Here is a 22,010-nt window from a genome sequence, read left to right on the forward strand (position 1 = left end):
GCAGATGCCAAGTCGATCCGCGACAGGTCAGAACCGTGCCGCAGGGGGCGCCGCAGTCTCCATTCGAAATCTTTGCAAGCACTACAACAATTTCGAGGCCGTCGTCCCCACGTCCGTCGAGATCGATTCCGGCGACTTCTTCGCCATCATCGGACCGAGCGGCTCCGGCAAGTCGACACTGCTCGGCATGATCGCGGGCTATATCGACCCGACCGAAGGGCAGATCGTGGTCGACGGGCGCGACATCGTTCCCGAACCGATCTACCGGCGCAACATCGGCATGGTGTTCCAGAACTATGCGCTGTTTCCGCATCTGTCGGTCGCCCAGAATGTCGCCTATCCGCTGAAGATCCGCGGTGTGGCGAAGGACGAGATCGCAAGGCGCGTGCGCGAGAGCCTTGCCATGGTGCGGCTTGAAGCATTCGCGTCGCGCAAGCCGTCGGAACTCTCGGGCGGGCAGCAACAGCGCATCGCGCTGGCCCGGGCATCGATCTATCATCCGTCAATCCTGCTCATGGATGAGCCGCTCGGCGCGCTGGACAAGAACCTTCGCGACGAGATGCAGGAAGAGATCAAACGCTTCCAGCAGGAATTGGGCGCGACCGTTATCTATGTCACCCATGACCAGCAGGAAGCGGCATTCCTGGCCGACCGCATCGCCATCATGCGCGACGGCGCCATGACGCAGATCGGCAGCCCGCGCGCGCTCTATGAACAGCCGAACAGCCGCTTCGTCGCCGAGTTCCTCGGCGAAGCTTCGATCTTCCCCGTCAAATCGGTGTCCGGGAAGCAGGCCGGTCAGCCTTGCCAGATCGTCCTGGAGGATGGCACCCGGGCAATTATCCGCACGGACGAGGACGCAGGTCCCGGCCGTTTCGCCTGCATCCGGCCCGAACGCGTTACCGTCGGCCCGAAAGCGCAAGGCCTGGACAACACCTACACCGGCATCGTGCGCGAGAGCCTCTACACGCCGGGCAGCATCCGCTACCGGATCGAGCTGAACGGCACCGGCTCCACGCTCAAAGTGCGCGTGCTGCCGCAGGGCAATACCGAGGTCTTCCAAACCGGAAGTGCCGTCGACATCGGCTGGTCGGCCGATGACATGACCATCCTCGCGGAGTAGCCGCAAGCGTTCGTCGGCTAAACGGCAAATTGGCTCCGGCCAGTTGCGCTTTTACTTCGGTTTCTGCTGGCCGTAGGTCTTGTACCGGTTCTTGACCACGCTCAGCTCGTCGTCCGTCAGCATGACCGGGCGCCCGAGCATCGAGGCAAGCATGTACTGCCTGGCCAGCGTCTCCAGCTTTTCGGTGCGCGCGACCGCCGTAGCGAGATCCGGCCCGTAGGCGATCATGCCGTGATTGGCGATCAGGCAGGTGTTTCGTTCCGGCAGCGCCCGTACCACCACCTCCGCCAATTCTGCCGTGCCGAACGGCGCGTAGTCGGAACATGGAACATCGTCGCCGCCGAACGACGCGATCATGTAGTGGAATGGCGGAAGGCCCTGCCGCAGGCAGGACAGCGCCACGCAGTGATCCGGATGGGCATGCACGACGGCCTGGGCCTGAGGGCACGCCTTGTAGATCGCCGCATGCATGTTCCATTCGCTCGACGGACGGATCTCGCCGTTCCAGCCGCCGTCGAGCGTCATCTCGACCATCGCGGCCTGGTCGAGCTTTTCGGGCGGGATGCCCGTCGGCGTTATCAGCATGCCGCCGACCCCGAAGCGCAGGCTGACGTTCCCCGAGGTTCCGCTGTTCAAGCCCTTCGACGCGATGGCGCGCACGGCATTGACCAGAGATTGACGCATGGCTGCTGATTGATCGGTCATTGGATTTTCGCCTGTGGCGGCCATTGTTCGAGATAGGGTGCGATCCTTACGGGCCGGCGCATTTCGTCGAGCACCGCCGAAAAGACGTCCAGCCCGCCGAGCTTGCCGGACTTCAGCATCAGCGCGACGGGAAACGGCATTTCGGCCACCATGCGTCCGGTGCCCAGGCCCTGATATGGCCCGACGATGAAGCGGGTGATGGGCAGTTTGGGGACGATGGCGCCAGCAGTTTCGCCGCCGGCGATGACGAGCCGACGGACGCCGCGTTCAAAGATCAGGCGTTGCGCGAGACCGGTGAGGAAATCCTCCGCCGCGCGCGCCACCACATCGCGTCCATATTTGCCCTGCAGCCGTTCGACTTCCTCCTGCGGCGCCATCGTGGCGATGGCAATCGCCTGCCCCGCGCCGATCGCTCGATCGGCCGACGCCAAAGCCGAAGCAAGCAGATCTTCGCCTTCCATGACGCGGCCGAGATCGATCGTGACGACTTCATTCTGCCGGCCGAAATGCGCAAGCTGCTCGGCGGTGCGCGGCGCCACGCTGCCGGCAAGCACGACGGCAGGCCCTTCGACGCCCGGCAACGCGGCAGCCTCGGGGCTGGCAAGCTTGCCGCCGCGCCGCCATGACGTCGGGAGATGCGCCGCCACCGACGCATTCCCGGTCAGCAAAGGCATGGGCGCCGCGGCCTCCGCGATCGAAGCCAGATCGCGCTCATAGATCGTGTCGGCGACGGCAAAGCGAACGCCCTCCCCGATCAAATTCTCGCAATGCTTGACGATGGCCTCCGCGCCGCGATCGACAACCGGGTGCGCAACGAGCCCGACCCGGCTCCGGCTTTGCGCCGCAAGGACGCGGACGATGTTCGAATCCGTCATCGGCGTCAGCGGGTCGAACCGCTTGGGAGACTCCGCCAGGATCTGCGAGCCGCCGAACATATAGCCCTGAAACACCGTTCGCTGGGTCTCGCAGAGAGCCGGACAAAACAGGACCATTTTCGCGTCGAGCAGATCCGCCAGCGCCTCGGCGCACGGACCGATGTTTCCGGCCGGCGTGGAATCGAAGGTCGCGCAGTATTTGAAAAAAATCTGATCACAGCCAGCCGACTGTAGCCGCCGCGCTGCCCGCAGAACGAGATCGACCGCATCCTGCGCCGGTATCACGCGCGTTTTCAGCGCGATCACATGCGCGAGCGAGGCGGAAGGGATGTCCGCCTCGATGCTGGTCGCGAAACTCGTCGGCACGCCCCGCGCCACCAGCATGGCCGCCAGTTCGGACCCGCCGGTCAAGTCATCGGCGATCGCGCCGAACAGCAGCGGACGCTTTCGTTCTGTCATTGATTCATTCCCTTGAAGTCCCGTCCAGGCTTGAAGCCGTGGGCGGTCGTATACGCCATATGTCAAAGACCCAGAAATGCCCGAGCCAGGGCCAATTGACCGTCCATCATCTGGCGACCGACCAGCAAGCGGCAACCCTTGGCTTCGGCCGCCTGCAGGAGCCTGGTCTTTTCCGGCTTCATGACGATGTCGGCAACGATCATATCCGCGGATAGCGTCGCGAAATCCACGGGATCTCCATCCTCCTTGCCGATCATCCCCAGCGAAGTCGCGTTGACGACCATGTCGAAGCCGGTGGCGTCGGCCTCACCTGTTCGAACCGACGCCCCCGGATAGGCGGCGGAAACCGCATCGACGAGCCCAACGGCCCTGGCATGGTCGCGGTTTGAAACGACCAGTTCCGCCACGCCCGCCTCGGCCAACGCAAAAGCCAGGCTGCGCCCGGCACCGCCGGCGCCGAGCAGAAGCACACGAAGTCCTGCAGGCTGAATGCCGGCCTCCGTGGCGCCGCGCACGAAACCGCTGCCGTCGACATTGTCTCCGGTCAGCTTTCCATCCGCATCGCGCCGGATGTAGTTTACGCTGCCGATCGTCCGGGCGCGAGGCGTGAGTTCGTCGAGCAGCGGCAGAACGGAGATCTTGTGCGGGATGGTGACGCCTGATCCGACGCAGTTTTGAAATCCGCGCAGCGCCTGGATGGCGGTGGCCAGATCCCGCGCGCCCACATGAACAGGTACGCAAACGAAGTCATGGCCGGCGGCGCGCATGAAGGCGGTGATGGCTTCCGTGCCGACCACATGCGAGACCGGATCCGCCATCAGCAGCATGATTTTCGTATGCCCGGTTATGCGGCGCGCATCCATAAGTCCCTCCCGTGGTCCTCGGTTCAAATAGTATGATAAATATCGACTAATGACTTTATGGCTGCCAATCCGGAATGAGATCCATATCGGCAGCATTTGCGCCCATTTTTCATGAAATTCAAGCAGTTTTGGTAAGACTTCGGCAGTCGCCCACCGCGATCGCCGGCACCGTCGTTTCGCCCAGAATGCCTGTTGATAATGAATAAGTTTCTCTGTAATTCTAGCACTCACTCATACCATGACTGTCCCGGCCACGCGGAGGATTCCCACCCATGTCGAAGCGGCAAATGCACCTGATAGGCTATGTGCTGGCGGGGCCGACCTGGCATCACTACGGCAGCTGGCGGCACCCGGAAAGCGACGGCCTGGATATGCTCGATCCTGTCCGTTACGAGGAGATCGCCCGTGTCCTGGAGCACGGCAAATTCGACGGGCTGTTCTTCGTCGACTTCCTGATGCTGTTCGATTCCTACGCCGGCGGCTACCGCACCAACCTGAAGGAAGGCGGTCAGCAATGCATGATGGACCCGATGCAGCTTCTTGCCGCCATGGCCCGCGTCACCTCGCGCATCGGGCTTGCCTCGACCATGTCGACGACGTTCTACCACCCCTTCCACATCGCGCGCACCTTCGCCTCGCTCGACCATATCAGCAAGGGCCGGTCCGGCTGGAACGTGGTCACCTCGGCGATGGAGCGCGAGGCCAAGAATTTCGGCATGGATGCGCTGATGGACAAGAACAAGCGCTACGACATGGCCGACGAAGTGCTGGAAGCCTGCGACAAGCTCTGGCAGAGCTGGGAGCCGGGAGCGCTCGTCGGCGATCGCGAGAACAACATCTTTGCCGACGCCGACAAGGTTCACTACGCCAATTATGAGGGCCAGTATGTGCGCACCAGCGGCCCGCTGACGGTGCCGAGCTCGCCGCAGGTCAAGCCGGTCATCATGCAGGCGGGCTCCTCGCCTCGCGGCCGCGAGTTCGCCGGCCGCTGGGCCGAGGTCATCTTCACGCTGCAGAACTCCAAGGAGCACATGCAGGCCTTCTACCGCGATATCAAGGATCGGGTCGTCGCCAGCGGGCGCAAGCCGAACGAGTGCGCCATCGTGCCTGCCGTCGACATCGTGCTCGGCGACACGGAATCGATCGCCAGGGAACGCGCCGCGGCCATCAATGAATATGCGAGCCCCACGCTCGGCGTCGCCGAAATCTCCAACGCCCTCGGCGTCGACATGTCGAAGGAGCCCCTCGACAAGCCGCTGGAGGACCTGGAGCTGACGCAAGGTTGCCGCGGCATACTCGACGTGATGCTGCAGGGAACCAAGAAGGATGGGCTGACGCTCGGCCAGGCCGGCAAGGCCTGGGCGACCAGCCAGATGACCCCGCAGCTCATCGGCACGCCGAAACAGATTGCCGACCACCTGCAGGATTTCTTCGAAGCGGAATGCTGCGACGGCTTCATGATCTGCCCGTCGGTCAGCCCGGGAACCTATGTCCAGTTCGTCAAGACAGTGGTTCCGGAACTGCAGCGTCGCGGGGTGTTCCGCAAGGAGTACCAGTACGCGACCTTCCGCGAAAACCTGCAGAACTGATCGCGGCGATCCGGCAGTTTATCAGGCCGCTCGGCGATCAAGATTGCCGGGCCGCCAAAGTTTTGTGCGCTCAGGACGGCAAGCCGCCGAAATTGCTCGCGGCCCAATCGCTATTCGCTCTGTTCCCGCGGCATGAGAATTTCCGGAAGATAGCAGCGCAGATAGGCAACGCCCGCGAGATGCGCTTCCGCGATATAGTCGTCGCGAATATAGCCATGCTCGCTGTATGACAGCGAAAAGACCCCGTCGATCATCGAAAAGTACGTGGCAAGCCGGCGTTCCCAATCCGGGACCGAGGGCATGTGAAAATAGTAGGACAGAAGCTGCGACCTGCCGTCAACGAGGCGGTGCAACTGCGATATGTCGGCGGTTTTGACTTCCAGGCTGATGTTGGCGCCCAGGAACAATCGCAACGCGGCCGGATGGTTGTTGTGGTAGTGAGCCGCGCTGGTCACCTTCAGCCGGAACAGGTCCTGCCAACGCGCCGGCCGCACCTCGAGCGGCAGCTTCGAGAGCTCCAGCAACGCGTTGTGATGCACTTCGGCCAGGGCAAGCAGCGCGGCCTCGGTGCTCGGAAAGAAATGATAGACTGACGCGTTCGGTACCTTCGCCTTGGCAGCGATCTGATAGAGGCCGATATCCTGGACGTTGCTGGTTGCAAGCAACTCGTCCAAGGCATCGAGCAGCTTGCGGAAGCGCAACTGGCCGGGTTTGCGCTGAGGGCGCCGAGCGACAATGCGCTTCGGCTGCCGATCCGCCTTTTCCTCGACATCGTTGCTCATCGTCACCTCGAATTGCGGAGCCTTGAGTCCGACACAAGAAGAAACGCGCCTGAAGGTCAAGACACCAAAGATTTCAAGCAATCAAGCCAGTCTTCGCCATTCGTCGCGCGGCAGCCGAAGCAGCAGTTTTCGATGAGTGAAGACGTCTCGATAGATTGGATTTCATAGAGCCGGCGGATGAATTTCCGCCAGAAGATGCTCGTTGTTCGTCATCGTCGCATCCCGGCGCATCCTGTCGTAAAGCCAGGTGCAAAACATTTCGCAACTCTGTTTGCGCAGCTGTCCAGCCGGCTCGACGACGTAATAGTCGGAACCCCGCACCCTGTAGGGGGCGATGTCGAGCGCCGGCACCAGAACCCCGCTCGCAAAGAGATCGTCGATCAGAGGGCTGCCTCCCAGGGCGATGCCCTGGCCGCTCAGCGCCGCCTGCATGAGGACCGAGAAGTTGTTGACCGTGATCTGATGCTTGCCTTTCGTGGCGTCGATGCCATGGGCATGAAACCAGTCGCTCCATCCGCCGCCCTGCACGGACCGTCCCTCTATGTCGAGCAGTTTCTCGCCCAAAAGATCGGCCGGGCGGGTCGGACGATTGCGCTTGTCCCAATAGGACGGATGGCAGACGGGTGTCACCTCGCAGCCGACCAGGAAGCTGGCGGACATGGACGACCATGAGCCTCCGCCGAAACGGACCGTCATGTCGATCCGCTGTTTCGAAATGTCGACGAGTTCGTCATTCACCGCCAGCCGCAGATCCACATCGGGATGGAGACTGCTGAATTCGGCAAGCCGCGGCGCCAGCCAGTAGGCGCCGAAAGCATGGGTCGTGCCGACGACGATCGCCTGCGGATCGCGCAGTTCCCTTATGCGGTCCGCGAGAGACGCTATCGCCGTCAGATGCACCGGCAGCGATGCATTGAGCATGGCGCCCGCGGGCGTGAGCTCGATCGACCGGTGCCCTCTTTCGAAAAGAGGAATCTGGAGAAAGTTTTCCAGCTCACGAATCTGCCGGCTGATGGCCGCCTGCGTGATGTTCAATTCGTCCGCGGCCTTGGTGAAGCTCATCAGCCGCGCGGCCGCCTCGAAGGAGATCAGCGAGACGAGAGAGGGAATGCTTTTGCGCAGCAATGACATAACGAATTTTAATGCCAATCGGATGCCATCCGCAAGTCGGCGCTTGAGCCGGCTACCCGTTTGATGCGTACATTTTCGAGACCTGGCCGGCAGCCTCGCCAAAACCTGTATCGGCGGCTCACTGCAATTATTTCAGCGGCTTAGCTCTCGACGCGGGCTTTCTTCCGGTGAGCGCTGACAAAAGGAATTGTTATGGGATACCAAGAATTTTGCGCGTTTACTCAGTCACCGCCCTTCGGCATGCTCGCAATACCAAAAGCGCGATAATAGGACGCACCGAACATGAATGCTCCCGTCGTCATCCCGCCTGCCGCTGTGCCGATCGGCCGCGATCTGTTCAAGACCGTGTCCAGCCATTGGCCATCCGGCGTGGCGGTCATCACGACGGCGGCCGGCGACGGGACCTTGCACGGCTTGACCATGAGTGCCGTCATCGCGCTCTCGCTGGAACCGATGCAGTTCCTGATCTCCGTCGACAAGACTTCCAACACGCTGCCGGTGCTGAAACAGAAGCGGCGCTTCTGCATCAATTTCCTCAACAGCGATCAGCGCGACATCTGCATGCTGTTCGCCAGCAAGGCCGCCGACAAATTCGCTTCCGTCGGCCATCGGCTTTCCGATCTGGGCTTGCCGAAGATCGACGGCGCGGTTTCCTGCATCAGCTGCGACGTGAACAGCATCATTTCGAGCGGCGACCATGAGATCATGATCGGCGATGTCCGCGATATGGAGCATTTCGGCGGCGAGCCGCTGATCCATTTCAAGCGATCGTTCCACACGGTGCAGCCCGGCTGAGCGACATGCTCTCCTAGACAACGTCTCCCCTTGGTTCGTGGCGCGAAGTACGGTTCGCATCCAGCTCTCAACCTGGCCGGACGACCGAGGCCTTTCCTGGTCCAAAGCATGTCTCCCGAAACCCGTTCCCACCTTCGGGAGGCTTGGGCTAGGATGATGCCATGCGACTTTATGCATCCGTGACTGCATTGGGCTTCCTGCTGGTGGCGATCGCCGCCGGCATGTGGCCGTCCTGGGCGTTGGCCTCGTCGCCGTCGCGGCCCGCCGTCGTCGTCGCTTCATCGGCCGCCACCATGGAGCGTTCGGCCTTCAGGCCCTGCTACCGCACAGTGCGGACGTCGGCTGTGTCCTGCTTTCTTCAGATCGGCCTGCCGGAAGACGCGACCGGCGGCGAGGCGCAAACCTCCAGGCATTGCATTCCCGTGATGAGTCCGCCCGCGACGAAGTCCGTCTTCCGCGAGGCGGAACCGAGACCGCCCCAGCCTTCCTCCATCGCCTGAATCCGGTGCGCGTCGGCGGATCCCGCCGGCACGCTTCTTTCATCCCATGAAGAGTGGCGATGCCGTCTCAAAGGTCATTTCATGCTGAACGAAACTCCCATCGGCCGCCGGCGTCTCCTGCTCGGCGCCTCCACCCTGGCGGCAGCCGCGACGCTCCTGCGTTTCCTGCCGGCTCGCGCCCAGGAAGGTCTGACACCTGAACAGGTCCTCAACGATCCCGACATGCCGTTCGTCGGCGCCAGCAGTCCCGACATCACGATCGCGGAGTTCATGGACTATAACTGCCCCTACTGCCGCAAGAGCCACCCGGAACTGAAGAAGCTGCTTGCGAGCGACCGCAAGGTGCGTGTCGTCTACAAGGACTGGTCGGTGTTCGGTCCGGTTTCCGAATACGCGGCCCGCATGGCGATCGCGGCCAAATGGCAGGGAAAGTACGAGGCCGCGCACGACGCGCTGATGTCGTCGCCCAAACGCTTCCAGCAGAATAAGGAAGTCACGACTGTGTTGACCAGGGCCGGCATCGACATGTCGAGACTGAACAGGGACGCGTCGGCGCATAAGGCCGACATCGACAAGCTGCTTGCCCGAAACGCCCTGCAGGCCGATACGATCGGCCTGCAAGGCACACCGTCCTGGCTGGTGGAGTCCTTCATCGTCTTCGGCGGCCTCAGCCACGCCCAGTTGCGGGAAGCAGTGGCGGAAGCGCGCCGTAGAAAGAAGGCGTCGGGCGGCAAGTAGCACGCCCTATTCGCAGGAGGCCGCCGGCCAGTTGGCGCGACGGCCTCCGTCGTGCTCATGGCCGAACGGATCGGATGCGAAATCTCAACCCAGCCCACATGGCTTAGGCAATGAACGCTTCGGCGACGCTGCGAATGCCCGCGGCATCGAGCTTGTAATGAGCGTAGAGATGGGTGGGCGGCGCAATCAGGCTGTATTCGTCATAGATGCCGTGACGCTTGAGCTTCACGCCCATTCCCTCGTCGGCGAGCACTTCGGCGACCGCGCTGCCAAGTCCGCCCATGACATTGTGCTCCTCGACCGTCATGATCTTCTTCGAGCGGGATGCCGCATCGAGAATGGCCTCCCGGTCGAGAGGCTTGATGCACGCCATGTCGATCACGCCGACGGAGCGCCCGCCTGCATTCATTGCCTTGGCGGCCTCGAGCGCGCCGTGCACGGCCATCCCACAGGCGATGATGGTCAGTTCCTCGCCCTTGAAATGCTCATGCGCCTTGCCGAACGTGAATGTCGGGGTGCCTTGATAGACGACGGGATCGCGGCCCCGGCCGATGCGAAAGTAGATCGGCTTGTCGTAATCGGCGGAGGCGCGGATCGCCGCTTCCAACTGCGGACCGTCCGCCGGCGACACCACAGCGATGTCGGCGATCGAGCGCATGATGGCGATGTCTTCCGTGGCATGGTGCGACGTGCCGTAGAAGCCGAGCGAGATACCGGTGTGATGGCCGACGAGCCGGACCGGCTGCGCGGAATAGGCAACGTCCATCCTGATCTGCTCGCAGGCAAGCAAGGCCAGGAAGGAAGCAAAGGTCGCCACGAAGGGCACCACGCCGCAGGTCGCGATGCCCGCGGCGGTGCTGACCATGTTCTGCTCCGATATGCCGAAGGAGACGTAGCGGTCGGGATACGCGGCCGCGAAGCGGTTCAGGCCGTTCGAGTATTGAAGGTCGGCCGATCCGGCCATGACGTTATGGCCTGCCTTCACCAGGTCGATCAGTCCGTTGGACAGGTGATCAAGGCCCGGATTGACGGCGTTGAGGCCGCGATATTGCCAGGAATTGGGAGAGAGCGGACCGTTCATTTCAAGCATCCAGCGCGTTGATCTCGGCGATGGCCTTTTCGGCATCGGACGGGTCGAGATAGCCCAGGTGCCAGCCCGGCTCGATCTCCATGTAGGAAACGCCCCTGCCCTTGCTGGTCCTGGCGATGATCATGCAGGGCCTAGTACGCTCGTCGTCGGCCCGAACCCGGCGCAGCAGCTCCGTCACCTTCGCCACGTCATGGCCGTCGACCTCATGGACTTCCCAGCCGAAGGCGCGCCATTTCTCGCCGAGCGGCTCGATGTTCATCAAGTCATCGACGCGGCCGTCCAACTGGTAGCCGTTGCGGTCGACGATGGCGATGAGATTGCCGGCCCGATGCTGGGCAGCGTTGATGGCGGCCTCCCACACCTGTCCTTCCTGCATCTCGCCATCGCCCATCATGCAGAAGACCCGGTAGTCCTTCTCGCCGGTCCAGCGCTGCGCCAGCACCATGCCCAGCGCGTTCGACAGCGCATGGCCGATCGAGCCCGACGAAAAATCGACCCCGGGCACTTTCCTCATGTCGGGGTGATCGCCAAGCGGGCTGCCGAGGCGCGTGTATTGATCGAGCCACTCCTTCGGGAAGAAGCCGAGATCGGCATAGATCGGAAACAGGCCCACCGCGGCATGCCCCTTGCCGATGGTGAAGCGATCGCGGCCGGCCCATTTCGGGTCGCCACGACGCAATCGCATGACATCGTAATAAAGCGCGGCGAATATTTCCGCGGCCGAGAACACCGACGTGTAGTGACCGGTCTTGGCGATCTCGATCAGACGGATCGTCTCCAGCCGCACGAAGCGGGCGCGCTCCTTCAGCATCGCCACCACGTCCGGCGTTGGCTCGAAGCTGTTGCCGCGCGCCGTGCCTCCAGAAGAACCGCTCATATCATCCCTCGATCAAAGTTCATGGTTCCGCGGCACGGCCTCTTAAGCCGCGGCGCGACTGCGTCAGGAACGCAGATTTTCCCGGAACGTCCTGCCGGAATAATCCCGGCGGTAAATGCCACGGCGCTGCAGTTCGGGCACCACCGACTTGACGAACTGGTAGAACGATCCCGGGGTGATGGACGGGCAGATGACAAAGCCGTCGCAGGCTTCGGACTCGAACAGCTCGTGGATGTGATCGGCAATCATCATCGGCGTTCCAACCAGCTGCGGCGACATCTGCGTGGTCGCGTATTGGTGGCCGGCATCGCGCAGCGTCTTGCCCTTGCCGCCGCTCATGATGATGTCGAAGACACCGCGCGCGCCCTGCGTGATCTCCATCTCGCTCAGCGGCTGGTCCATCGGGAAGCCGGAAAGGTCGATGCCGATGTGGTTCGACATCTCAGAGAGGCCAAGCTCGGCATTGGCGAGCGAGTCGATATAGTCGGCGCGCTCGCGCGCGATCGATTCCGTTTCGCCGATGACGATGTCCGTCGCCGGCAGGATAGCGCAGTGCGAAGGGTCGCGTCCGGCATTGGCGACGCGATCCTTGATGTCCCGGTAGAAGGCCTGCATGTCGGCCTTGTTGTTCTGCAGCGTGAAGACGATCTCGGCCCAGCGCGCCGCAAACTGACGCCCGCGGTCCGAAGATCCCGCCTGCATCAGCACGGGGCTGCCCTGCGGCGAATGCGGCGTCATCAGCGGGCCGCGCGTCTTCACATATTTGCCGGCGTAGTTGGCGTAGTGGACCTTCGAGGGGTCGCCGAAAATGCCGGCCTGGCGGTCAAGCACCAGCGCATCGGGCCCCCAGCTGTTCCAGAGCGCCGTGCAGGCCTCGACCACCTCGTCGGCATGATCGTAGCGCTGCGCCTTATCCAGCAGCCGATCCATGCCGTAGTTCTGCGCTTCGCGATCGGTCGCCGACGTCACGATGTTCCAGGCGGCCCTGCCGCCGCTGATGTGGTCGAGCGATGCAAAGGCGCGGGCAATGTGGAACGGATGGTAGAGCGAGGTCGACATCGTCGCCGACAGGCCGACGTGATTGGTCACCCGCGCCATCGCCGTCAGCATCTGCATCGGGTCGAGCATGCACATATGCCCGCCATATTTGATGCAAGGATCGGTGACGCCGCCATAGGTGTCGTAGAGCGTCTGGACGTCGACGAAGAAGAGCCCGTCGAACTTCCCGTCTTCCAGGATGCGGGCGATGTTCTCGTAGCGAACCGGATTCAGGAAATCCGTCCCGTCACTTTCATCGTGACGCCAGCTGCCGTTGTTGTGCCAGGACGGCCCGATCGTGCAATAGCCTACGAAATGCAGCTGACGTCCCATTGAACTCACCCAAAATCCGCCCATCGCGGGCTCGAAGGAAGTGCCCGGCGAGCCCCGCGCTGCGAAAGAAACTCTTATGCGTCAGGGCGCGTCGTCGCCTTGCGCATGTTTTCGTCGAACCGCGACAAGACCACCGATTTACGTCTGCTTCTTGCACTCCCCCGCTATGCCGTACACTGGCAAAAACCTTTGGGCAGGATAACCTTTCGTTATGCTAGACGCCGGGATGGCGCTCGCATTGCGCCGTCAGGCGGCGGCAGGTGAATACTGGCGCACGACGCCCTGGCTGATGAGGCTTTCGACCTCCTCGGGAGCATAGCCAAGCTCCTCGGACAGCACAGCGGTCGTATCCTCGCCAAGCATGGGCGGCGCCTTGTAGTTTGCGTCGCGCTGCGCGCTGAGGCCCTGGGCCGGCCTGACCAGCGAGACCGGTCCGATATGCTGGTTGTGCAAGGTCTGCACGACATCGCGCGCTTTCACAGTCGGGCTTTCGAAGGCCTCCGGCACGGACTTGACCTCGCCTGCGGGAACGCCGTGCCGTAGGCAGGCTTCCATCCAATGGTGACGCGTGTTCGCGCGGAACGACTGGCTCAACTTGGCAAGCAGGCTTTCGCGGTTCAGCGCACGCGCCGCGGCCGTCTTGTAAAGCGGATCCTGGGCGAGCTCGGGCATGCCGACGACCTTCTCGCACAGGGCGGTGAATTGCCTGTCGTTGCCCACGGCCAGCGCGAAGTTGCCGTCCGAGCATTCGCAGATCTGGTAGGGCACGACGGTTGGATGGGCATTGCCGTAGCGGCGTGGAATGACGCCGGCGTTGAGGTAGCCGCTGCCGACATTGATCAGCGTGTTCAGCGCGCACTCCAGCAGCGATATGTCGATATACTGCCCCTGGCCGGTCTCGAGGCGCTGATAAAGCGCCGCCAGCACCGATTGCACCGAGACCATGCCCGCGATGATGTCGGTCATCGCAACGCCGATGCGCTGGGGCTCGCCGTCGACGGGGCCGGTGATCGACATCAGGCCGCTCTCGGCCTGGACGACGAAATCGTAGCCGGGCCGATCCCATTCGGGACCGGTCTGCCCGTAACCGGAAATCGAGCAATAGATGATGCCCGGGTTGAAGGCCTTGAGCGTCTCGTAGTCCATCTTCAACCGTTGAACCGTGCCGGCGCGGAAATTCTCGATGACCACGTCGGCCTTCGCGGCCAGACGATGGATGATCTCGTGACCCTTGGGATGCTTGATGTCGACCGCGATGCTGGACTTGCCGCGATTGGCGCAGAGGTAATAGGTGCTGACGCCCTTGTAGCTCGGCACCGACCAGGCACGCGTGTCGTCGCCGCCGTCGATGTTCTCGATCTTCCAGACCTCGGCGCCAAGGTCCGCCAGCGTCATCGTCGCCCAGGGGCCGGCCAGCACACGGGAAAGGTCCAGCACCTTAATGCCTGCCAGCGGCAGACCGGAGGCGGCTTCGCCCGCGGGCCTAAGGGATTGCGACATTCGTTCTCGCTTTCTTGCTCTGCTGGAATTCCGGCGCTCAGGCGGCGAGCCCGATATCCGCCGGACCCGGGAAATGACATGCCGCGTGATGCCCCGGCTCGATCTCGACGAGCGGCGGCGCCACCTCGGCGCATTTATCCTGTGCCTTGAAACAGCGTGTCCGGAACGGACAGCCCGATGGCGGGTCGATCGGACTGGGCACGTCGCCCTTCAGCAGTATCTGCTTGCGGCTGCGCTCGATATCCGGATCGGCGACCGGCACCGCCGACATCAGAGCCTGCGAATAGGGGTGAAGCGGCCTGCCGTAGAGCTGCTCCGCCGGCGCCACTTCGACGAAGCGGCCGAGATACATCACGGCGACCTTGTGGGAGATGTGGCGCACCACCGACAGGTCATGGGCGATGAAGACATAAGCCGTCCGCATCTTCTCCTGTATCTCCTGGAGAAGGTTGAGCACGCCCGCCTGGACCGACACGTCGAGCGCCGAGACGGGCTCGTCCAGGACGAGCACTTCCGGCTTCAAGGCGAGCGCGCGGGCAATCACGACACGCTGACGCTGGCCGCCTGACAACTGGTGCGGATAGCGCCGGCCATGCGCGGCGCTGAGGCTGACTAGGTCGAGCATCTCCAGCACGCACTCGCGCCTTTGCGCGCGGTTCATAGTCGATATGCGCAGCGGCTCCGCGATGCTGTCCTCGATGCGCATGCGAGGATGCAGCGAGCCGTACGGGTCCTGGAAGACCAGTTGAAGATGGCGGCGCATCTTGCGCATCTGTTGAGGGCCGAGCGAAATGACGTCGACGCCGTTCACGCTCACGCTGCCGGACGTCGGCTCGATCAGACGCAGCAGGCATCGGCCAAGCGTGGACTTGCCGCAGCCGGATTCGCCGACCAGGCCCAGCGTCTCGCCGGATTTCAGGTCGAAGGAGATGTCGGTGACGGCCTTCAGTTGCGCGACTTCCCGGCGAACCACGGTGCCGCCCATGATCGGGAACGTCTTCGACAGATTGCGCACCGACAGGGCAACGCCCTCGTCCGACGCGAGCTGGATGCTGCTTGATGCTTCAGACATTTGCGCGCTCTTCCGCCGGCGCCGTCAGGCCGACATCGCTCCAAGACGGCAGGCTCTCTGCGAAGTGACAAGCCGCCCGGTGCCGGCCAAGCTCGATGACGGGAGGGGCAGTCTTGCGGCAGATATCCTGGGCAAAGCTGCAACGCGGATGGAAGGCACAGCCTTCCGGCAGCGCGCCAAGCATCGGCGGCGCGCCGGGGATCGAATAGAGCTTTTCCTTCGAGGCCGTCAGCTTCGGGATCGAATCGATCAGACCGCGCGTGTAAGGATGACGGGGATTGGCGAAGAGTTCCCGCACCTCGGCCTCCTCGACCGCCAGTCCCGCATAGATGACCGCGACCCGGTCCGCGTGCCCAGCGACGACGCCGAGGTCATGCGTGATCAGGATCAGAGCAAGCCCAAGCTTTTCCTTGAGTTCGCGCAGCATGCGCATGATCTGCGCCTGCACGGTGACGTCGAGCGCCGTCGTCGGCTCGTCGGCAACCAGCAATTCGGGATTGTTGGCAACCGCCATGGCAATCATGACACGCTGGCGCATGCCGCCGGAGAACTCGTGCGGATACTGATTGATCCGACGGTCCGGCTGCGGAATGGCGACAAGCTGCAGAAGCTCGAGCACGCGCTCGGTCGCCTTGGTTTTGCTCATGCCCCTGTTATGGAGAAGAAGCGCCTCGCGGATCTGGTCGCCCACGGTCATCACCGGATTGAGCGACGAAAGCGGGTCCTGGAAGATCATGCCGATCTCGGCCCCGCGCAGCGCGCGCATCTCCCGGCGCGGACGCCCCACGAGCTCCTGCCCCTTGAAGACGACGGAGCCGCTGACGATCGCGTTGCGCGCCTGCAGGCCGAGCGAGGCGAGCATGCCGAGCGATTTGCCCGACCCGGATTCCCCGACGACGCCCAGGACCTCGCCCTTGGACAGTTCGATGCTGAGGCCGCGCACCGCGGGCAGGACGCGGTCCCGCGATGCGAAGCCGACCTTCAGGTCGCGAATGCGCAGCAATGGCTGACCGGCGGCATTTTGATTGATTTCGGCCGCGCTCATTTGGACAACCTCGGGTCAAAGTAGTCGCGCAGGCCGTCACCTATGAAATTGAAGCCCAGCACGACGGTCAGGATGGCCATGCCCGGGCCGAATGCGATCCACCAGCTGTAGAAGAACGTCGCTCCGTCGGAGATCATCGCGCCCCATTCGGGTGTGGGAGGCGTGGCGCCGAGGCCGATGAAGGAGAGCGACGCCGCGAGCAGGATCACCTGGCCGAGGTCCATCGTCGCGCTGACGAGAATGGGCGTCCAGCAAAGCGGCAGGATATGCTTGGTGAGAATGCGGAAATGGCCCGCTCCGGCCGCGACCGCGGCCTCGACATGTTCGCGCTCGCGCACCTCGAGCACCTGGGCGCGCATCAGCCGGGCATAGACCGGCCACCAGACGACCACCATCGCGATTGCCGCGTTGCCCAGTCCCGGGCCGAGCGAGGCTGCCACGGCCATCGCCAGCAGGATCGGAGGGAAGGAAAGGGTGATGTCGACCAGCCGCATGATGGCGGCACCGATGATGCCGCCCCTGTAACCGGAAATCGCGCCCGCGGCCGACCCGATCACCACGGCGCTGATCACGACAAGAAGCGCTATCGGCAGCGAATGCTGCGCGCCATGGATCGTGCGCGAAAGCACGTCGCGGCCAAGGGCGTCGGTTCCGAGCAGATAGCTCGCATTCGGCGCCTGCAGCCGCCGGCCCGCAAGCTTGAGCGGGTCATAGGGCGCGAGCCATGTCGGAAACAGGGTGGCCCCGAGCCAGAAGAGAACGACGACACCGCCGACTACGAAGGCGGGCGAAGCCCATTCGAGAAGGCGAAGGCGGCGCACCGATGATGAGGCTTGAACCGAAGACACTGGCTTTCTCTCAGTTCAGGCGCACGCGCGGATTGGCCAGGACATAGGCGATATCCGTGAGCAGATTGGTGATAAGGAACATCACCCCGCCGACGATGGTGACGCCGATGATCGCCGGAAAATCAAGCGAACGCGCGGCTGTAACGGCGTAGCTGCCCATTCCCGGCCAGGCAAAGACCGCCTCCGTGAGCACCGCGCCCGTGATGAGATAGGCAAACGAGTAGCTGATCACCGTCAGCACCGGCACCAAGATGTTGCGGAAGGCATGGCGCAGCACCACGCGCATCTCGCCGGCTCCCTTGGCCCGTGCGGTGAGGATGAACTCGCGCTCCATCACCTCCAGCATGTTGGCGCGCACGAGGCGCGAGATCGTCCCCGCCACGGTCCAGCCGAGAACCACCGACGGCAGCACAAGATGGGCGAGCGCATCCTTGAAGGCGGCAAAATCCCCGGCGAGCAGGGTATCGATGGTCATGAAACCGGTGACGACGGGCGGCGGCGAAAGCCTGGGATCTATGCGACCCGGCCCGGGCAGTATCTGATATTTGACCGACAGCAGGAAAAGCAGTGCAAGGCCCAGCCAGAAGATCGGGACGGAAGAACCGAACAGCGAGAATATGCGTGCGCCCTGGTCGACAGCGGTGTCGCGATAGTAGGCCGCGAGGAGGCCGAACACGATGCCTATGACGCTACCGATGATCATCGCGGCGATGACGAGCTCGAACGTTGCCGGCAGCCGCGCCACGAGATCAGCCGACACCGGACGGCGCGTGACGAAGGACGTTCCCATGTCGCCCTTCAGCAGATTGCCGACATAGATCAGGTAGCGCTCCGGCAAGGGACGATCGAGCCCCCAGCGCTGCCGCGCGGCAGCCACGATCTCCGGATTGTTCATCTGCTGTTCGCTGACGACGGCGGTGAGAGGATCGCCCTTGGTTATGGCCGTCAACAGGAACGCCATCGTGACAATGCCCAGCAGAATGAAAGGCATCGCGATGCTGCGTCGTAGGATATAGTTCAGCATCGGCCGTCTCTTGGCATCGCGGTCCGCACCTACCCCATCGAGTGAATGTGACGCGATATTGACAAGGATGAAAACACCAGTCAATAGAAATGAAATTAAGTTCCAAATTTCGTGCGCAGCTTGTTGGACGCGCCTGGCGCGGCTGACACAGTGGGGCCCCTGATGGTCCCATGGGCCGGCAGAGTCCTTTCGCGCTGTTGGGAGGCAGCATGAGAAAACGCAACAAGCCGATCGTCGCGCCCTCGGATGAAGAACTGGGTCAACACGCCTCGGCCCTTGTGCGCGGACTGCAGATATTGCGCGCCTTCACGCCCGCGGACGTCACGCTCGGCAACCAGGAACTGATCGAGCGGACAGGCCTGCCGAAGGCCACCATATCGCGCCTGACCTACACTTTGGTCGGGCTTGGCTACCTGGTCTACGACCCTTTGCTCGGCCGATACAGCATCGGGCCCTCCACCGTATCGCTCGGCTACTCGGGCCTCAGCAGCAGCGCGGTGATCTACATGGCCAAGCCGCTCATGCAGGCGCTCGCCTTCGAAACCGGCGTCGCGGTGGCCATGGGCATGCGGGACGGGCTGGAGATGGTCTATGTCGCCAACTGCAGGCCGGAAACGCCCGTGACGCTCAGGCTGAACGTCGGCTCGCGGCTGCCGATATGGCAGACCTCGATGGGGCTGGCCTATCTGGCCGCCATGGAGGAGACGCTGCGCGACCGGGTTGTCCGCCAGTTGCTCGAGACAAACCCCAACACGAAGGACAAGATCCAGCGTGCCGTCGACAGCGGGCTTGAAAGCTACGCCAAGCATGGTTTCGTGTCATCGTTCGGAGACTGGTACAGCTACATAAATGCCGTGGGCGTGCCTTTCAGACCAACCGACGGTTCCCAACTGGTCGCCATCACGTGCGGCGGCATCAAGGACCTCGCGCCCGTCGAGGCCTGCCTCTCGGTTTATGTCCCCAAGCTCAAATCGCTGCTCGCGGAACTTCAGAGCCGGCTGATCGGCGCCGTGCCGCCGGCGATGGGCCAACCAACCGCGGCGACGCTGGCCGGCAACGAAGGATAATGTCATGGCGACTGCCGTTATCTTTCCGAAGGTCAGCCTGGAGACGGACGCCGGCACGATTTCGCGCTGGCTGAAGGAAGATGGCGCGACGGTGAGCCAGGGCGAGGCTCTTTTCGAGATCGACAACGACAAGGCGGCGGTCGAGGTCGAGGCCCCGGCATCCGGAGTTGTCTCGTATGTCCGCAATGCCGGCGAAGACGTCCAGGTCGGCGAAGTCGTCGCCCATATCCTGCAAAGCGGCGAGCAGCCCGAAGCCGCAGGCAAACCGATCGCCAAAGCGGCGCCGATGGCCGTTGGCGCCAATGGCAAGAGCCAACCGGCGCAGCAGAGCTCGTCCGCCCGCATCATAGCCACGCCGCTGGCCAGACGCATCGCCGAGCAGCAGCAGATCGACCTGCGCAGCGTCCGCGGCTCCGGACCGAAGGGACGCATTCAGAAGCGTGACGTCATTCAGCTGCCGGCGGCAGCCCCGAGACCGTCTCCGGTTGCAGGCGATTCGCCCCTCAATGCCGTGTGGTTGCAGAAGGACGGTCCCGGCACGCTCGTCGCCCTGCATGGCTTTGCGTCTGACCACAATGCCTGGCGCGGCCTGCTGGCCGCCGGACGGCCAAGGGCGCGCATGCTGGCTGTCGATCTGCCTGGCCACGGACGATCGCCGAGGACAGTTCCGGCGGATCTCGACGCGATCTGCGCCATGGTCGAGCAGCGCATGGCAGCCGAAGGCATCGATGAGGCGACTTTCATCGCCCATTCCTTTGGTGCCGCGGTGGCCGCGAGACTCGCCAGCCGCGGGTTCGTCCGGATCAATGCGCTGCTGCTGATTTCGCCGGCGGGGCTCGGCCCGGAAATCCGTCATCAGTTCATCAAGGGCTTCGTCGCGGCTAGGCAGCCTTCCAGCATCCTGCCCTGGCTGCACGAACTGGTGTTCGATCCCGGCCTGATCTCCGAAGCCTTCGTGCGCAGCGTGGTGGATCAGCGCAAGGACGACGAATTGTCCGGCGCGCTGGCCGGCCTGGCGGAGCGCTATTTCTGCGATGGCACGCAGACCTTATCGATCCGGCCCGACCTGGAACGGCTGCGTATCCCGGTCCGCATTATCTTCGGCATGCAAGACAGGATCATTCCGTTTGCCCATTGCCATTCGCTTCCCGGCCGCGTCGGCCTCCACGCTTTCCAGCAATGCGGTCACATGCCGTATCTGGAGCAGCCGGAGCTCACGCTTTCAATCGTCAACGAGATGCTGGTTCTGGGTCGCTCCGACCGTTGAGCGATCTCCTCGGGACGACGAAGCTTAAGACGAGAGAGGCCCGGGCTCCCGCGGACCGAGACAACATGGCGCGCGCCGAGCGATGCTGAAACGACAATTGTGAGACGACCGATGGCCCTTGAAGCAGACCTCTTCGAACAGCTGCGCGACACGGTGCGGCGCTTCGTGAGAGAACGCCTGGTCCCGCGCGAAGCCGAAATTGCCCGCACGGACAGGATGCCAACCGAGATCAAGCAGGAGATGCGCGAGCTCGGGCTGTTCGGTCTATCGATACCGCAAGAGTATGGCGGCCTCGGTCTCGACATGGAGGAAGAGGTCCGCATCACCTTCGAGCTTGGACATACGTCTCCGGCATTCAGGTCGGTGTTCGGCACCAACAACGGCATCGGCTCCCAGGGCCTTGTGATGGACGGCACGGACGCCCAGAAGTCGTCCTACCTGCCGAGACTGGCGACGGGAGAGTTGATCAGCTCCTTCGCGCTCACCGAACCGGAAGCCGGATCCGACGCTGGTTCGCTGCGCACGACCGCCCGCCGCGACGGCGACGAGTACGTGCTCGACGGCACCAAGCGCTTCATCACCAACGCGCCCTATGCGGATCTCTTCACGGTCTTTGCCCGGGCCGAGGCCGGTCAAAAACCCGGCGGCGCGGTTACGGCATTCCTCGTCGAACGGGGCGCGCCGGGCCTGTCATTCGGCAAGATCGACAAGAAGATGGGACAGGCCGGCTCGCACACCTGCGACATGATTTTCGAGGATTGCCGCGTGCCGGCCACAGCCGTCCTGGGCGGCAAGGAAGGCCAAGGCTTCCGGACCGCGATGAAAGTTCTGGACAGGGGGCGGCTGCATATTTCGGCCTTCTGCGTCGGCATGGCCGAACGGCTCATCCACGACAGCCTGACCTATGCCATGCAGCGCAAGCAGTTCGGGCAGCCGATCGCCGAGTTCCAGCTGATACAGGCGATGCTGGCGGACAGCCGGGCCGAAGCCTATGCCGCCCGCTGCATGGTGCTCGAAACGGCGCGGTCGAAGGATCGCGGCGAAAATGTCTCCACCGAGGCCGCCTGCTGCAAGATGTTTGCCAGCGAAATGGTCGGCCGCGTCGCGGACCGGGCGGTGCAGATCCATGGCGGCGCCGGATACATGGAAGAGTACGGCATCGAACGGGCCTACCGCGATGTCCGCCTGTTCCGCATCTACGAGGGGACGACCCAGATCCAGCAGATCCTGATCGCGAGGAACATGATGAAGGAAGCTGCCGCCGCGGCTTAGAGCATGATCCCGAAAAG

The 22,010-nt window shown here is 63.2% G+C and carries 21 protein-coding genes; 8 read left to right on the forward strand and 13 right to left on the reverse strand.

Annotation, left to right across the window (positions count from 1 at the left end; translation table 11 throughout):
- Positions 1–4 precede the first annotated feature (4 nt).
- Positions 5–1,123: an ABC transporter ATP-binding protein gene (locus tag FJ417_RS16610; protein ID WP_140784205.1), complete on the forward strand. Its 1,119-nt coding sequence runs from the start codon at positions 5–7 to the stop codon at positions 1,121–1,123.
- Positions 1,124–1,174: 51 nt separating this feature from the next.
- Here FJ417_RS16610 and FJ417_RS16615 read toward each other — a convergent pair whose 3' ends face one another.
- From FJ417_RS16615 to FJ417_RS16625, 3 genes are all read right to left on the reverse strand, one after another.
- A complete protein-coding gene (locus FJ417_RS16615; RefSeq protein ID WP_181183230.1) occupies positions 1,175–1,828 on the reverse strand; it encodes a class II aldolase/adducin family protein in 654 nt (217 codons plus the stop codon).
- Positions 1,825–3,162, reverse strand: a complete 1,338-nt coding sequence (gene otnK, locus FJ417_RS16620; protein ID WP_140784206.1) for a 3-oxo-tetronate kinase — start codon at positions 3,160–3,162, stop codon at positions 1,825–1,827. Before otnK ends, FJ417_RS16615 begins: the two co-directional genes overlap by 4 nt.
- Before the next feature lie 62 nt (positions 3,163–3,224).
- Positions 3,225–4,121 carry a shikimate dehydrogenase gene (locus FJ417_RS16625; RefSeq protein WP_140707805.1) on the reverse strand — a complete coding sequence of 299 codons (897 nt, stop codon included), beginning with the start codon at positions 4,119–4,121 and terminating at the stop codon, positions 3,225–3,227.
- A gap of 176 nt (positions 4,122–4,297) precedes the next feature.
- On the opposite strand from FJ417_RS16625, the gene FJ417_RS16630 reads away from it, so the two are divergent.
- On the forward strand, positions 4,298–5,614 hold the full coding sequence (locus tag FJ417_RS16630) for an LLM class flavin-dependent oxidoreductase (protein WP_140784207.1): 1,317 nt from the start codon (positions 4,298–4,300) through the stop codon (positions 5,612–5,614).
- Positions 5,615–5,724: 110 nt separating this feature from the next.
- Here the strand turns inward: FJ417_RS16630 and FJ417_RS16635 are convergent, their stop codons facing one another.
- Positions 5,725–6,396: a TetR/AcrR family transcriptional regulator gene (locus tag FJ417_RS16635; protein WP_140707809.1), complete on the reverse strand. Its 672-nt coding sequence runs from the start codon at positions 6,394–6,396 to the stop codon at positions 5,725–5,727.
- A gap of 162 nt (positions 6,397–6,558) precedes the next feature.
- On the reverse strand, positions 6,559–7,629 hold the full coding sequence (locus FJ417_RS16640) for a LysR substrate-binding domain-containing protein (RefSeq protein ID WP_140784208.1): 1,071 nt from the start codon (positions 7,627–7,629) through the stop codon (positions 6,559–6,561).
- 180 nt (positions 7,630–7,809) lie between these two features.
- Here FJ417_RS16640 and FJ417_RS16645 point away from each other — a divergent pair, with 180 nt between their 5' ends.
- The 3 genes from FJ417_RS16645 (at position 7,810) to FJ417_RS16655 (ending at position 9,560) form a co-directional block, all read left to right on the forward strand.
- Positions 7,810–8,322: a flavin reductase family protein gene (locus FJ417_RS16645; RefSeq protein WP_140784209.1), complete on the forward strand. Its 513-nt coding sequence runs from the start codon at positions 7,810–7,812 to the stop codon at positions 8,320–8,322.
- Positions 8,323–8,483: 161 nt separating this feature from the next.
- Entirely contained in the window at positions 8,484–8,822 is a 339-nt protein-coding gene (locus tag FJ417_RS16650) for a hypothetical protein (protein ID WP_140784210.1), read from the forward strand.
- An 81-nt stretch (positions 8,823–8,903) separates the two neighbouring features.
- On the forward strand, positions 8,904–9,560 hold the full coding sequence (locus FJ417_RS16655) for a DsbA family protein (protein WP_140784211.1): 657 nt from the start codon (positions 8,904–8,906) through the stop codon (positions 9,558–9,560).
- 103 nt (positions 9,561–9,663) lie between these two features.
- Here the strand turns inward: FJ417_RS16655 and FJ417_RS16660 are convergent, their stop codons facing one another.
- The 8 genes from FJ417_RS16660 to FJ417_RS16695 all read right to left on the reverse strand — a co-directional run bounded on the left by FJ417_RS16660 (position 9,664) and on the right by FJ417_RS16695 (position 18,387).
- On the reverse strand, positions 9,664–10,641 hold the full coding sequence (locus tag FJ417_RS16660) for a transketolase C-terminal domain-containing protein (protein WP_140707819.1): 978 nt from the start codon (positions 10,639–10,641) through the stop codon (positions 9,664–9,666).
- 1 nt (position 10,642) lies between these two features.
- A complete protein-coding gene (locus FJ417_RS16665) occupies positions 10,643–11,527 on the reverse strand; it encodes a transketolase (RefSeq protein WP_140707821.1) in 885 nt (294 codons plus the stop codon).
- Between the two features lie 63 nt (positions 11,528–11,590).
- Positions 11,591–12,898 (reverse strand): LLM class flavin-dependent oxidoreductase, encoded by a 1,308-nt coding sequence (locus FJ417_RS16670; protein ID WP_140784212.1) that lies wholly within the window; start codon positions 12,896–12,898, stop codon positions 11,591–11,593.
- A gap of 246 nt (positions 12,899–13,144) precedes the next feature.
- Positions 13,145–14,398 (reverse strand): CaiB/BaiF CoA-transferase family protein, encoded by a 1,254-nt coding sequence (locus tag FJ417_RS16675; RefSeq protein ID WP_140784213.1) that lies wholly within the window; start codon positions 14,396–14,398, stop codon positions 13,145–13,147.
- A 37-nt stretch (positions 14,399–14,435) separates the two neighbouring features.
- A complete protein-coding gene (locus tag FJ417_RS16680) occupies positions 14,436–15,470 on the reverse strand; it encodes an oligopeptide/dipeptide ABC transporter ATP-binding protein (RefSeq protein ID WP_140784214.1) in 1,035 nt (344 codons plus the stop codon).
- Positions 15,463–16,515: an ABC transporter ATP-binding protein gene (locus FJ417_RS16685; protein WP_140784215.1), complete on the reverse strand. Its 1,053-nt coding sequence runs from the start codon at positions 16,513–16,515 to the stop codon at positions 15,463–15,465. The genes FJ417_RS16680 and FJ417_RS16685 overlap by 8 nt, the downstream gene beginning before the upstream one ends.
- The gene (locus FJ417_RS16690; RefSeq protein ID WP_181183231.1) at positions 16,512–17,363 is read right to left on the reverse strand and encodes an ABC transporter permease; all 852 of its coding nucleotides are present in this window, start codon (positions 17,361–17,363) and stop codon (positions 16,512–16,514) included. Before FJ417_RS16690 ends, FJ417_RS16685 begins: the two co-directional genes overlap by 4 nt.
- A gap of 10 nt (positions 17,364–17,373) precedes the next feature.
- On the reverse strand, positions 17,374–18,387 hold the full coding sequence (locus tag FJ417_RS16695; RefSeq protein WP_140784216.1) for an ABC transporter permease: 1,014 nt from the start codon (positions 18,385–18,387) through the stop codon (positions 17,374–17,376).
- Between the two features lie 209 nt (positions 18,388–18,596).
- Here FJ417_RS16695 and FJ417_RS16700 point away from each other — a divergent pair, with 209 nt between their 5' ends.
- From FJ417_RS16700 to FJ417_RS16710, 3 genes are all read left to right on the forward strand, one after another.
- A complete protein-coding gene (locus FJ417_RS16700) occupies positions 18,597–19,454 on the forward strand; it encodes an IclR family transcriptional regulator (RefSeq protein ID WP_140784217.1) in 858 nt (285 codons plus the stop codon).
- Positions 19,455–19,458: 4 nt separating this feature from the next.
- Complete coding sequence (locus FJ417_RS16705; protein WP_140784218.1) at positions 19,459–20,721, forward strand: acetoin dehydrogenase dihydrolipoyllysine-residue acetyltransferase subunit; 1,263 nt, start codon at positions 19,459–19,461, stop codon at positions 20,719–20,721.
- Between the two features lie 111 nt (positions 20,722–20,832).
- Entirely contained in the window at positions 20,833–21,993 is a 1,161-nt protein-coding gene (locus FJ417_RS16710) for an acyl-CoA dehydrogenase family protein (protein WP_140784219.1), read from the forward strand.
- Positions 21,994–22,010: the final 17 nt, after the last annotated feature.

Origin of the sequence: Mesorhizobium sp. B3-1-7 (assembly GCF_006439385.1) — a bacterium.
In the GTDB taxonomy this organism is placed as follows: domain Bacteria; phylum Pseudomonadota; class Alphaproteobacteria; order Rhizobiales; family Rhizobiaceae; genus Mesorhizobium.